This window comes from Streptomyces sp. DH24, assembly GCF_029813775.1.
Taxonomy (GTDB): domain Bacteria; phylum Actinomycetota; class Actinomycetes; order Streptomycetales; family Streptomycetaceae; genus Streptomyces.
On record NZ_JARVKW010000034.1, the window covers coordinates 16,538 to 29,088 of the forward strand.

At 72.3% G+C, this 12,551-nt stretch carries 11 protein-coding genes and 3 pseudogenes; 8 read left to right on the forward strand and 6 right to left on the reverse strand.

Annotation, left to right across the window (positions count from 1 at the left end; all coding sequences use genetic code 11):
- Window positions 1-129: 129 nt before the first annotated feature.
- From QC282_RS24305 to QC282_RS24325, 5 genes and pseudogenes are all read left to right on the forward strand, one after another.
- Window positions 130-267: pseudogene (locus tag QC282_RS24305) on the forward strand (ATP-binding protein); the annotation flags it as partial.
- 230 nt (window positions 268-497) lie between these two features.
- The gene (locus tag QC282_RS24310; protein ID WP_279551682.1) at window positions 498-887 is read left to right on the forward strand and encodes a ribonuclease domain-containing protein; all 390 of its coding nucleotides are present in this window, start codon (window positions 498-500) and stop codon (window positions 885-887) included.
- Between the two features lie 195 nt (window positions 888-1,082).
- Window positions 1,083-1,361: pseudogene (locus QC282_RS24315) on the forward strand (transposase); the annotation flags it as partial.
- Window positions 1,362-1,471: 110 nt separating this feature from the next.
- Window positions 1,472-1,804 (forward strand): annotated as a pseudogene (locus QC282_RS24320) (DUF4291 family protein); the annotation flags it as partial.
- 351 nt (window positions 1,805-2,155) lie between these two features.
- The gene (locus QC282_RS24325; protein WP_279551724.1) at window positions 2,156-2,917 is read left to right on the forward strand and encodes an SDR family oxidoreductase; all 762 of its coding nucleotides are present in this window, start codon (window positions 2,156-2,158) and stop codon (window positions 2,915-2,917) included.
- A 153-nt stretch (window positions 2,918-3,070) separates the two neighbouring features.
- On the opposite strand, the gene alc is transcribed toward QC282_RS24325, so the two are convergent.
- Together alc and allB are read right to left on the reverse strand one after the other, a co-directional pair.
- Window positions 3,071-4,186: an allantoicase gene (gene alc / locus QC282_RS24330; protein ID WP_279551683.1), complete on the reverse strand. Its 1,116-nt coding sequence runs from the start codon at window positions 4,184-4,186 to the stop codon at window positions 3,071-3,073.
- Window positions 4,187-4,228: 42 nt separating this feature from the next.
- On the reverse strand, window positions 4,229-5,569 hold the full coding sequence (gene allB, locus QC282_RS24335; protein WP_279551684.1) for an allantoinase AllB: 1,341 nt from the start codon (window positions 5,567-5,569) through the stop codon (window positions 4,229-4,231).
- Window positions 5,570-5,838: 269 nt separating this feature from the next.
- Between allB and QC282_RS24340 the strand changes: the two genes are divergently transcribed.
- Window positions 5,839-6,642 carry an IclR family transcriptional regulator gene (locus tag QC282_RS24340; protein ID WP_279551685.1) on the forward strand — a complete coding sequence of 268 codons (804 nt, stop codon included), beginning with the start codon at window positions 5,839-5,841 and terminating at the stop codon, window positions 6,640-6,642.
- A 108-nt stretch (window positions 6,643-6,750) separates the two neighbouring features.
- Here the strand turns inward: QC282_RS24340 and QC282_RS24345 are convergent, their stop codons facing one another.
- The gene (locus QC282_RS24345; protein WP_279551686.1) at window positions 6,751-7,065 is read right to left on the reverse strand and encodes a DUF5955 family protein; all 315 of its coding nucleotides are present in this window, start codon (window positions 7,063-7,065) and stop codon (window positions 6,751-6,753) included.
- 201 nt (window positions 7,066-7,266) lie between these two features.
- Here QC282_RS24345 and QC282_RS24350 point away from each other — a divergent pair, with 201 nt between their 5' ends.
- Both QC282_RS24350 and aceB read left to right on the forward strand, forming a co-directional pair.
- Window positions 7,267-7,866, forward strand: a complete 600-nt coding sequence (locus QC282_RS24350) for a nucleotidyltransferase family protein (protein WP_279551687.1) — start codon at window positions 7,267-7,269, stop codon at window positions 7,864-7,866.
- A gap of 198 nt (window positions 7,867-8,064) precedes the next feature.
- Window positions 8,065-9,690 (forward strand): malate synthase A, encoded by a 1,626-nt coding sequence (gene aceB, locus QC282_RS24355; RefSeq protein ID WP_279551688.1) that lies wholly within the window; start codon window positions 8,065-8,067, stop codon window positions 9,688-9,690.
- A gap of 8 nt (window positions 9,691-9,698) precedes the next feature.
- Here aceB and QC282_RS24360 read toward each other — a convergent pair whose 3' ends face one another.
- Genes QC282_RS24360 through QC282_RS24370 form a run of 3 tightly spaced genes read right to left on the reverse strand, consistent with a single transcriptional unit; the run spans window position 9,699 to window position 12,484 of the window.
- Window positions 9,699-9,977: a SelT/SelW/SelH family protein gene (locus QC282_RS24360; protein ID WP_279551689.1), complete on the reverse strand. Its 279-nt coding sequence runs from the start codon at window positions 9,975-9,977 to the stop codon at window positions 9,699-9,701.
- Window positions 9,974-10,888, reverse strand: coding sequence for a HipA family kinase (locus QC282_RS24365; RefSeq protein ID WP_279551690.1), 915 nt, complete (start codon window positions 10,886-10,888; stop codon window positions 9,974-9,976). Before QC282_RS24365 ends, QC282_RS24360 begins: the two co-directional genes overlap by 4 nt.
- A gap of 42 nt (window positions 10,889-10,930) precedes the next feature.
- Window positions 10,931-12,484 carry an IucA/IucC family siderophore biosynthesis protein gene (locus tag QC282_RS24370; protein WP_279551725.1) on the reverse strand — a complete coding sequence of 518 codons (1,554 nt, stop codon included), beginning with the start codon at window positions 12,482-12,484 and terminating at the stop codon, window positions 10,931-10,933.
- Window positions 12,485-12,551: the final 67 nt, after the last annotated feature.

A 12,551-nucleotide genomic window follows, 5' to 3' on the forward strand; every position in this document is an offset into this window, starting at 1 on the left:
TCGCCACGGACAAGCTCCGTTCCTACGACGCGGCACACCGCGAGGTCACGTCACCGGAGTTGTCGGCACGGTCGCAACGGACTGACAGCAATCCCCCTCCCGGCTGCCCGCCAGTCCACCCCGACCCAACATATGGAGCCTGCCCGCAGGAGGCTGAGCTGCTGTTGCAGGTCCTGACTGAGCGGGAGGAGAAGAACAGCGTCGCGATTGCTTCGAACGCGAGTTTCAGCGGCTGGACGAAGATTCACCGATCTGCAGCTCTGCGCGACCCCTGTGCCGCGAGTGAGCAGCTGTACGCCACCGCCAGGCTTACGCACCGTTGCTGGGTTGGAGGACGAACACCTCCGCCCGTGCGTCTCCAAGCGGCAGCCTGCCTGTGAAGACGACGCGGTGGCGCTTGGTTGCAAGTCAACTCACAGGAAACTTACCGGACTTGACGAAAAACTTCCCGGAGTCGACATTGACATGCCACTGTCTACGCGCGTCATCATGAGGTCATGAGATTCCCCCCACGCATCACTCGCATCGGCGCCGCAGCCGCCGTCCTGTCCGCCCTCCTCGTCGGAGGCACCGTCGCAACCGCCACGCCGGCGGCCGCCGCGGTCGGCAGCATCTGCTACAGCGACCTGCCCTCCCAGGCGTACGACACACTGGACCTGATCGAGCAGGGCGGGCCGTTCCCGTTCGAGCAGGACGGGACCGTCTTCCAGAACCGGGAAGGCATCCTGCCGAGCCAGTCCTCTGGCTACTATCACGAGTACACCGTGATCACTCCGGGCTCCTCCACGCGCGGCGCGCGCCGCATCGTCACCGGTGAGGAGTACCAGGAGGACTACTACACGGCCGACCACTACGAGTCCTTCGACCTGATCAACTACGGCTGCTGAGTCCCCCACGGCTCAGCCCGAGGTACGGCGCGACGCGCTGGAGGTCCGGCCCTGCGTTCAGCCGGTCCTCCAGCTGCCACCAGCAATTGGTCCGCATCACTTATGCAGGACCATGTGCGGAATAAACGGCGTCTTACAGGTCATCTCATTTGGCTGAGTAGGCTGCCGGCTGTGGTGGGGATCGTCGAGCGGCTGATGCCGGACGAGTTGTGGGAGCTGTTCCAGCGGGTCGTGCCGGAGGCGCCATCACGGCCTCAAGGTGGCGGTCGGCGGCGGCACGGCGACCGAGAGGTGCCGGCAGCGACCGTGTTCGTGGCGACGTCGGGCTGCACGTGACAGCAGTTGCCGACTGCGTCGTTCGGGCTGTCCGGGGCAACCGCTCACCGCCGGTTCACCGAGTGGACAACAGCCCGCGCGTGGGCCGGGCTGCACCGCCTGGTCCTCGACGAACTCGGCTCCCGCGGCGACCTGGACGTGTGCGATGCCGAAGGTGCCGCGCTCGACTGGGCCCTAGGGAAGCTCGGTGTCCCCGGGGGTGTGACGTCGCTGCCGGCCGACTCGTCGACGCCGCACCGGGTTTCCCCGCTGTCCTGTCCCACTATGAGCACGGACTCCACACCGACCGCAGCACCTGGAGACGCCGGCTGAAGCGGGCCCCTGCCCGCGTGCAATGGGACCCCGAACGCGACCTGCTTCTTCAGCCCCTTCCCCACCGGTCACTGCAGCTCGGCCTCGCTGGTGAAGCCGCACGCCTCTACGCCGACGAATGGATCGTTTCCATCACCGATGTCACACCGCTGGCCCGCATGATCCACACCCATGTACAAGACAGAGAGCTGGACACCGCCCGACAACTCCTGCCGCACGAACGCCCCTATCCCGTGAGCGATGAGGTCTTGACTCACCTACACCGGTAGGCGTGACGACCAATTGAGATGACTTCCAAGACCGATTCACTGGGCTTGGCATGTGCGGTGACGATTCGTCGCCGAATGGTGTGTGGCGGCGGCGGGTTGAGGCACCTGTGGTGGCGTCGACGGCAAGCTGGGTGGCATGTCGAAGACAACCCGCAAGTTTTTTCCGTCCCGTCCGCGCTGTTCACGGGAATTCAACCCGGCGGTGCGGCGCACCGGCCGTCGCCACACCCCGGTGAACAGGCGGCGCCCGTGAGGGCGGTGATGTCCTCGGCGGATGAGGTCGATGTCCGTTCGCCGCCAGCACGCGCGTGTGCCGGCGGCTGGGATGGGGGCATGACCTCACACGCATGCATGACCTCGCAGGAACCCGTCGCCGCACGTCCGCTGACCGGAAGGACCGCTCTGGTCACCGGCGGCAGCCGGGGCATCGGAGCGGCGACGGCTCTGCGCCTCGCCCGGGACGGCGCCGACGTCGCCGTCACCTATGTGAACGGCAAGGACGCCGCCGAGGACGTCGTACGCGCCGTCGAGGCGCTGGGGCGGCGGGCGGTGGCGCTGCGCGCGGACTCGGCGGACGCCGAGGAGGCCGCGGGTGCCGTGGAACGTGCCGCCCAGGGACTCGGCGGACGGCTCGACGTGCTGGTGAACAACGTGGGCGTGGGCCTGCTCGGCCCGCTGGAGAGCCTCACGCTCGCCGACGTCGACCGCGTCCTCGCGGTGAACGTGCGCGGCGTGTTCCTCGCGGCGCAGGCCGCCGCGGCCCGGATGACCTCCGGCGGACGGATCGTCACCGTCGGCACGTGCATGACGCAACGCGTGCCGGGACCCGGCGGCACGCTCTACGCCATGAGCAAGGCGGCGCTGACCGGGCTGACGAAGGCGCTCGCGCGGGAGCTCGGCCCGCGCGGGATCACCGCGAACATCGTCCACCCGGGGCCGATCGACACCGACATGAACCCGGCGGACGGCCCCTACGCGGCCGGTCAGGCGGCGATGACGGCGCTCGGCCGGGTCGGGACGGCGCAGGAGGTGGCGGAGACGGTGGCGCACCTGGCGGTGTCGGCGTACATCACGGGGGCGGAGTTCTCCGTCGACGGGGGCCACGCGGCGTGAGCGCGGGTGTGAGCCGCGACGAGCGGGCCGGGGTCGGGGGCGGGGGCTCCCGGCCCCGGGCCTCCGGGCCGGCCTGAACCGCCGTGCCCCGAACGCCGGACGGACCGGTTGTCGTGCCCGTCCGGCGTTCGGTGGTCCCGACGAGGGTGCGGGTCAGCCGCCGAGCTCCTGGTGGCGTGCCGTCAGCCGCGCCGCACCGGTCTCCGTCAGCGAGCCGTGCAGGCGCAGGCGGGAGATGCCGCCGTCCGGATAGATGTCCACGCGCGCGTGCGTGCCGACGGCCGGGGCCGGGAGGACGAAGCGGTGGTTCGTGTCGGGCTGGAGGCGGGTGCGGGGCAGGATCTCCACCCAGTCGCCGTCCTCGCCGTCCTTCACGGACACCGACGCCCAGCCCGCGCTGTTGCCCTTCAGGTACGCCGTGTCGATCTCGACGGCGCGGATCTCGGACTGGGCCACCAGCCGGTAGGCGATCCAGTCGTTGCCCCGGTCGCGGCGGCGGCGCGTCTCCCAGCCGTCGTCCATCTTGCGGGACCGGCCCGGCTGGATGGTGTTGGTGGCCGGCGAGTAGAACAGGTCGGAGGCGTCCTCGACCCGGCCGCCGTTCTCCAGGGCGACGACGTCGAACGTGCCGAGCGCGGCCAGCCACGCCGGGTCCGGCGCGACCTCGCCGTACACCCGCAGGCGGGCGATGCCGCCGTCGGGGTGCTGGCCCAGGCGGAGGTGGGTGAAGCGCTGCTCGACGGCGACCTCGAAGCCGTTGGCCGCGTGGCCGCCGACCGGCGTGCGCGGCACCAGCGTCGTCCACTTCACGTCGCCGGAGAGGAGCTCCTCCGGGGACGGGGAGCCGGGCACCGAGGCGCCCTCGACCGAGACGGCCTGCGGGTAGTTGCCGCGGAAGTGGGCCGTGTCGACGACGATGCCGCGGATCACGCCGGGCGCGCCGAGGCGGATGAGCGCCCAGTCGTGGTCCTCGGCGGTCGGCCAGGGGTGGTCGGCGCTGCTGCCGCGGCGGCGCCGGGTCTCCCAGCCGTCCATGATCTTGCCCTTGTGCCCGAAGTGCTCGGGGTCGAACTCGGCGCGCTCGGGCACCAGCAGGTTCTCGCGCTGGGCGAAGAACTCGTCGTTGGCGGCGATGACTCCGGCGCCGAGCCGGCGGTCGGCGAGGTCGGCGTGGTGGGTGAAGGGGAAGTCGGCGGTGCGGTAGTCCGCGTACGGGTCACCGCCTCCGTAGGGGTTCGCGTCGCCGGTGAAGCTCGGAATCGCCGTCACGGTGATCTGGTCCTGCCTTTCTGGAGTCGGCCTGCTGGGGTGTCAGTTGGTCCGGGTGAGGAGGTGGCCCTTCGGTGCGGTGAACTCGCCGTCGGCCACGATGCGTTCGCCGCGCAGCCAGGTGGACTTCACGACGCCGTGCAGGGTGCGGCCGGCGTACGCGGTGACGCGGTTGCGGTGCTGGAGGGCGGCGGGGTCCACGGTGAACGTCTCGTCGGGCGCGAGGACCGCGAAGTCGGCGTCGTGGCCGGGGGCGATGGCGCCCTTGCGGCCGTCGAGCCCGACCAGGCGGGCGGTTTCCCGCGACATCCAGCGGACGACGTCCTCCAGGGTGTGGCCACGCGCGCGTGCGGCGGTCCACACGGCGGGCAGGCTCAGCTGGAGGCCGGAGATGCCGCCCCAGGCGGTGGCGAAGTCGCCGGTCTTGAGGTCGGCGGTGGAGGGCGAGTGGTCGGTGACGACGCAGTCGATCGTGCCGTCGGCGAGCGCCTGCCACAGCAGGTCCTGGTTGGCGGCCTCGCGGATGGGCGGGCAGCACTTGAACTCGCTGGCGCCGTCCGGGACTTCCTCGGCGGTGAGGGTCAGGTAGTGGGGGCAGGTCTCGACGGTGACGCGGACACCGTCGGCCTTCGCCTCGGCGATCAGCGGCAGCGCGTCGCTCGACGACAGGTGCAGCACGTGCACGCGCGCGTTCAGCCGCCTGGCCTGCGCGAGGAGGGCCGCGATCGCGGTGTCCTCGGCGTCGCGGGGCCGGCTGGCGAGGAAGTCGGCGTACTTCGGGCCGCCCTGCTGGGGGGCGGCGGCGAGGTGGTGCGGGTCCTCGGCGTGCACGATCAGCAGCCCGTCGAAGGCGGCGATCTCCGCCAGGGAGCGCGCGAGCTGGTCCTGGTCCAGGTGCGGGAACTCCTCCACGCCGGACGGGGACAGGAACGCCTTGAAGCCGAACACCCCGGCGTCGTGCAGCGGGCGCAGGTCCGGCACGTTGTCGGGCAGGGCGCCGCCCCAGAAGCCGACGTCGATGTGCGCCTTGTCGGCGGCGACCTTCTGCTTGACGCGCAGGTGGTCGACCGTCGTGGTGGGCGGCAGGGAGTTGAGCGGCATGTCGACGAGGGTGGTGATGCCGCCCGCCGCCGCCGCGCGGGTGGCGGTCCAGAAGCCCTCCCACTCGGTGCGGCCCGGGTCGTTGACGTGCACGTGCGTGTCGACCAGGCCGGGCAGCAGGACGTCGTCGCCGAGGTCCTCCAGGCGGGCCCCGTCGGGTACGGGCGCGTCGTACGGCAGCACGGCCGTGATCGTCCCTCCGGCGACCGTGACGGACGCGGCGCGCGTCCCCTCGGGCGTGATGACGCGCGTCGAGCGCAGCACCAGTTCAGCTTCGGACACCCCAGCCCCTCTCCTGCCGCCGTCCGCTTCCGGTCACGGGTTTACTTCCACGTAACGGAATTCAACGTTCTGTTGAAGGAGTCTTCACCCCCGCCCGCAGCCCGTCAAGGGCACACTGCTTACGGGCATGCCGGACGAACCCGCTCTGGACGTTTCCACAAAGCGGAATTAGAATTCCAGCAAGCAGAACGTAGCTACGCACAAGCGGGGAGTCAACCGACTGCCGGGTAGGCTTCTGCCCTTCCCGCCAGTCCCGAAAGGAACGCGCCGTGCCGACGTCCAGCGCCAGCACCACCGACTCCGCCCGGTCCGCCGCCAGTGGCGGCGTCCAGTCCCTGGAGCGCGCCTTCGACCTGCTCGAACGGATGGCGGACGCGGGTGGCGAGGTCGGCCTGAGCGAGCTCTCCGCCAGCAGCGGACTGCCGCTGCCCACCATCCACCGCCTGATGCGCACGCTGGTGGCCTGCGGATACGTACGCCAGCAGCCCAACCGCCGCTACGCGCTCGGCCCGCGCCTGATCCGGCTCGGCGAGTCCGCGTCCCGGCTGCTGGGCACCTGGGCGCGCCCCTACCTCGCCCGCCTGGTCGAGGAGACCGGCGAGACGGCGAACATGGCGCTGCTCGACGGCGACGAGATCGTCTACGTGGCGCAGGTGCCGTCCAAGCACTCGATGCGCATGTTCACGGAGGTCGGCCGGCGCGTCCTGCCGCACTCCACCGGCGTCGGCAAGGCCCTGCTGTCGGACTTCCCACCGGAGGAGGTGCGCGCCCTGCTGGCCCGCACCGGCATGCCGGCCGCGACGGAGAAGACGATCACCACGCCGGACGGCTTCCTCGCGGCGCTGGAGGACGTGCGCCGCCGGGGCTACGCCGTCGACGACAACGAGCAGGAGATCGGCGTGCGCTGCCTCGCGGTCCCGGTGCCCGACTCCCCGACCGCCGCGGCCATCTCGATCTCGGGTCCGGCGGGCCGGGTCACGGAGGCCGCGACCGAGAAGATCGTGCCGGTGCTCCAGGAGGTCGCGGCCGAGCTGGCGCAGGCCCTGGCGACCTCGGGCGGCCCGGCCGCCTGACCCCCACCCTTCCCCACGCACGGCGACAGCCCCCGGTCCGGGAGACCGGGGGCTGTCGCCGTCTTCGCCGTCTACGGCTACTTCCGCGCCTTCGGCTGTTCGCCGCCCTCAGCCGCGCCGGGGCTCGCCGAACCGGTCCACCGCCTCGCGGACCTGCGCCAGGCCGCCCGACAGGGCGCTGACGGAACCGATCGCCCCGGCGATCCGCAGCAGCGACGTGCGCAGCCGCGGGATCTCCGGGGTGCCGTCGGCCGACAGGGCGGCGAGCTCGGCGAGTTCCTCCTCGGCGACCGCGCGGTCCGGGAAGTCGGCCGGGTGCGCGGCGAGTTCGCGGCACAGCCGGGACACCGCCGCCCGCAGTTCCGCCGCTCTCGGGTCCTCGCCGCTGCCGGTCACCGTCCTGTGTCCCGCACTCCGCAACATGGTTCTCCCCCCTCGCGCACGGTCGTGCGCCGTCTCGTACTCGTTGCCCGGGGCGCCCCCGCGGCGTTGGTCGGGCGCCCGGAGACGCCGGTCAGTAAACGCCACCCGGCAGGGGCCCCGCCACCGCACCGGCCGAAATTCAGCCCCGCGAAACCGGGCGCTCGCCAGGACGTCGGACGGCGGGTCGGGTATGCAGGGCGCATGACCTACGACGCACCACAGATCGCCGGGCTGCTGCTCGCGGCGGGCGGCGGCCGGCGGCTCGGCGGACGGCCCAAGGCGCTCCTCGAACACCACGGACGCCCGCTCGTCGAACACGCGGTAGACGTGCTGCGCGCGGCGGGCTGCACGCGCGTGCACGTGGTCCTGGGGGCCGCGGCCGACGCCGTGCGCGAGCGGGCGGAGCTGGACGGCTGCGTGCTCGTGGACAACCCCGGGTGGGAGGCGGGCATGGGGTCCTCGCTGCGGGCCGGGCTGGCCTCACTCGCCGGGACCGGCGCGCGGGCGGCGCTGGTCTTCCTGGTCGACCAGCCCGGCATCGGGCCCGAGGCGGTGGCCCGGGTGTACGCCGGGTACCGGGACGAGACGTCACTCGTGTCGGCGGCGTACGCCGGCGTGCGGGGGCACCCGGTCCTCCTCGGCGCGGACCACTGGGCCGGCATCGCGGCGAGCGCGACCGGCGACCGGGGGGCGCGCGCCTATCTGGCACGGCACGAGGAGGCGATCACGCTGGTCGAGTGCGGGGACGTGGCGCAGGCGTACGACATCGACACCGCCGCCGACCTCGGACACCTTCGGTGAACGGGGTGGCACCGAGCGCCACCTTGGCTCGATTCGGAGAATCTCGACGTCAACAAAACATTGAACTTCCACCATGAGGAAACTAGTATCCACTGTTCAGAAGCGCCCAAGGGCTCCACGGGCGTCCATTCGCCGTATCCGGCAGCACCCGGGAAGACTGGCACCCGGTGCCACGCTCGCTGAAGGAAGTGACAGCTCATGTCCACACCAGCGCCGTCCCCGCTGGCCATCACCGACGCCGAGCCCCTGCCCCGGCAGGAGGAGGTCCTCACCGAGGCGGCGCTCGCCTTCGTGGCCGAGCTGCACCGCCGGTTCACGCCCCGCCGTGACGAACTCCTCGCGCGCCGCGCGGAGCGCCGCGCCGAGATCGCCCGCACCTCCACGCTCGACTTCCTCCCGGAGACCGCCGCGATCCGCGCGGACGACTCCTGGAAGGTGGCCCCCGCTCCCGAGGCCCTGAACGACCGCCGCGTCGAGATCACCGGCCCCACCGACCGCAAGATGACCATCAACGCGCTCAACTCGGGCGCGAAGGTCTGGCTCGCGGACTTCGAGGACGCCTCGGCGCCCACCTGGGAGAACGTCGTCGGCGGCCAGCTCAACCTGATCGACGCCTACACCCGGAACATCGACTTCACCGACGAGCGCACCGGCAAGTCGTACGCGCTGCGCCCGAACGAGGAGCTGGCCACGGTCGTCATGCGGCCGCGCGGCTGGCACCTGGACGAGCGCCACCTCACCGACGCCGACGGCCGTGCGGTCCCCGGCGCCCTGGTCGACTTCGGCCTGTACTTCTTCCACAACGCCCAGCGCCTGCTCGACCTCGGCAAGGGCCCGTACTTCTACCTGCCGAAGACCGAGTCGCACCTGGAGGCCCGCCTCTGGAACGACGTGTTCGTCTTCGCTCAGGACTACACCGGCATCCCGCAGGGCACCGTCCGCGCCACGGTCCTCATCGAGACCATCACGGCCGCGTACGAGATGGAGGAGATCCTCTACGAACTGCGCGACCACGCCGCCGGGCTGAACGCCGGCCGCTGGGACTACCTGTTCTCCATCGTCAAGAACTTCCGTGACGGCGGGGCCAGGTTCGTCCTCCCGGACCGCAACGCGGTCACGATGACCGCCCCGTTCATGCGGGCGTACACCGAACTCCTCGTGCGCACCTGCCACAAGCGCGGCGCGCACGCGATCGGCGGCATGGCGGCGTTCATCCCGTCCCGCCGGGACGCCGAGGTCAACAAGGTCGCCTTCGAGAAGGTCCGCGCCGACAAGGACCGCGAGGCCGGCGACGGCTTCGACGGCTCCTGGGTGGCCCACCCGGACCTGGTGCCGATCGCCATGGAGTCCTTCGACAAGGTGCTCGGCGACAGGCCGAACCAGAAGGACCGGCTGCGCGAGGACGTCGACGTGAAGGCCGCCGACCTCATCGCGATCGACTCCCTGGACGCCAAGCCGACGTACGCGGGCCTGGTCAACGCCGTCCAGGTCGGGATCCGGTACATCGAGGCCTGGCTGCGCGGCCTCGGTGCCGTCGCCATCTTCAACCTGATGGAGGACGCGGCCACCGCCGAGATCTCCCGCTCCCAGATCTGGCAGTGGATCAACGCCGGGGTCGTCCTCGACAACGGCGAGCAGGTCACCGCCGACCTGGCCCGCAAGGTCGCCGCCGAGGAACTCGCGAACATCCGCGCCGAGATCGGCGAGGAGGCCTTCGCGGCCGGCAACTGGCAGCAGGCCCACGACCTGCTGCTGACGGTCGCTCTCGACGAGGACTACGCCGACTTCCTCACCCTGCCGGCGTACGAGCAGCTCAAGGGCTGATCAGCGGCTCATCGCTCCGAGTGGCCCAGGGCCTTGCCCGGGGCCACTCGGTCGCGTACGGCCCGCTTCACCGCCGTCGGCTCCGGGAAGCCCTGCTCGCGGCGGTCCCACACCACCTCGTCGCCCACCCGCACGACGAAGACGCCGCCGGTGCCGGGCTTCAGCGACAGCTCGGTCAGCTCCGACTCGAACGTCGTCAGCAGCTCCTGCGCCAGCCAGGCGGCGCGCGGCAGCCACCGGCACTGCGTGCAGTACTCGATCTCGACGCGACGGGTCCCGGACGTCATCGAAGGTGCACCGACCAATCCTGTTCGGCGGCCGGCTTGCCGTGCAGGTCGGGGACCCGCTTGAGCCAGTCCGGCCGTCCCTGCCGGGTCTTCGCCGCGCGGCGCGCGTTCTCCGCGGCCAGTTCCTCGCGGCCCGGGAAGTCCACGGGCAGCCAGGCCGCGGACGCCCGCACGCGCGCGTGCAGATGGGCGACGTACGCCTCCCGGACCTCGTCGGGTGTCGCGAAGCCCTCCTCCCCGGCCAGCCAGGCGTCGGGCACCTCGGCGACCACCTCGCGCAGCAGCTCCTCGGTCACGCGGGGCGCCAGCTCGGCGTCGGCGGCGCGGGTGTCCGGCGCGTAGTGGCCGAGGGCGTGGTGGCGGAAGTCGTAGGCCTTCTCGGGGGCGGACAGGTCCCAGCGGTGGTGGAAGACCAGGGCGGCCCCGTGGTCGATCAGCCACAGGCGCGGCGGTGCGACACCGCGCGTGGGCCAGACCATCAGGTTGGAGCTGTGCACCGTGCGGTCGACGTTCAGGGTGAGGGCGTCGAGCCAGACGATCCGGCCGGCCTCCAGCGGGTCGACGGGGAAGTCCTCGGCCACCTCGGGCGTGAAGTCCCGCGCGCCCGGCAGGAAGTCCATGCCCAGGTTGGTCCCGGCGCTGGCGGCGTGCAGGTCGCGGACCTCCTGGTGCGGCTCGGCGTCGGCGACGGCCGGGTCGAAGCGCACCAGCACCAGCTCGGGGAAGCGCAGGCCCAGCGCGCGGGCCAGCTCGCCGACGATCACCTCGGCGACCAGCGCCTTGGTGCCCTGCGCGGAGCCGGTGAACTTGACGACGTACGTGCCCAGGTCGTCGGCCTCGAAGACTCCGGGTACGGAGCCGCCGGACCGCAGGGGGGTCACGTAGCGAACAGCAGTCACGTCGCGCAGCACACCCGCCAGGGTACGGCAGCGGTCCGGGCCGCTCACCGGGATTTACGTGCTGACCAGCGGGTTCGGCAGCGGCAGATAGCGGGCGTCGGCGCCGTCCGCGCCGGTCCAGCGCAGCAGCAGGTTGGTCTTGCCCGGCAGGGTCGGCGCGGTGAGCAGCGCGGCGGCCTCGGGCAGGTCGTGCCGGGCGAGCTCACGGCGTACGGCGGGCCAGGGGTCCAGGCCGGGGTGGCGTTCGGCGAGGGCGGCGGCGATCTCGGACAGGTGGTTGACGACCAGGCAGTACTGGAGCCGTTCCCAGCCGGCGGCGCGGGAGACGTCGGGCAGGAGTCTGACGCCCTCGGCGTCCCGGAAGAGGGCCTGCACCGGTGTGCCGTCGGCGTCGACGGCGATCAGTGTGTTCTGCAGGTGGGCCTCCAGTACGACGCCGTGGTCGGCGAACGCGGTCAGCGCCGGGGGCACGACCTGGCGCAGGTAGGCCGCCCACCAGGCCTCCGGGTCGGCCGTGCGGTCGAGGGGGCTGTCCGCGAAGCCCTCCGCGAGGCCGGCCGCGAGCAGCGGGGTCGCGCCGGGCAGGAGGTGGTCGCGCAGCCCGTCGCGGACGACCACGGCGAGTTCCTCGTAGGCGAAGTCGGCGGTGCGGTGCCCCCGGTCGCTCAGCCAGGCGGCGGGTCCCGGGCAGGCCGCGAGGGCGGCTCGGGCGGCGGCGTCGGTACGGCGCAGCCGGTGCAGGTCGTGGCGCCACAGCCGGCGGATGTCGTTGGTGATGCGCACGTCGAGGCTGAACTTCAGGAACAGGTCGCGCTCGGGCGCGTACACCGTGCGGATCGCGGCCGTGGGCCAGACGGGGAGGCCGGTGGTGCCGAGGCGGATCAGCCGGCCGTCGGCGAAGGCGGGCGCGAGCGCGGCGGCGGCGAGGTCGAGCTGCCAGGGGTGGGCGGGCAGCAGCCGGTAGCCGGGCGGGGCGGTGCCGAGGGCGTCGAGGGCGGAGGTGTTCCCGTCGTCCACGACGGTGTCCGCGCGCACCCCGAGGAGCACCAGCGGGAAGCGGGCGTGCGCCTCGGGGGCGTAGGGCAGCCAGAGCGCCGCCGGGTCGCCGCCGCGCGCCTTCGGGGCCGGGTGGTGGGGGTGGCCGGTGACGAGGGACTGCTCGGAGCGCAGGTAGGGGTCGTCGGGCGGGGCGGCGCCGGCGCGGGCGGTCAGCAGCGCGGCGACCGCGTCCCGGCTGTCGATCATCTCGGCGGGCAGTTCGTGGTTGGTGACGCCGGTGTGCCGGCCCACCTCCTCGGCGACGAGTTTCACCAGATCGGTGTGGCCGAGGCGGTGCCAGGTCCCCGCCGCGTACACCTCGGGTCCGGCGGGCCGGCGCCCGGCGCGCACCCGCAGCAGCCGTCCGGTGCCGGGCAGCCGGTAGACCGGCCGTTCGCCGGACACCGGCACGCGCCGGGCGACCTCGCGCAGCAGACAGTTCAGCAGCGGCGCGGTGGCGCAGGCGTCGGCGCGGCGTGCGGTCTCGTCGGCGCGGTGGGAGGTGCCGCCGCCGGGCCCGGCGCGGTGCGGGGTGCCGCCGCCGGTGGCTTCGGCTGCGGACGGGGGCATGGGGTCCACGCGTTCCACTGTTCCCTACGGTCTGTTCGGGGCGGAGACGATCAGTATGTCTGGCATC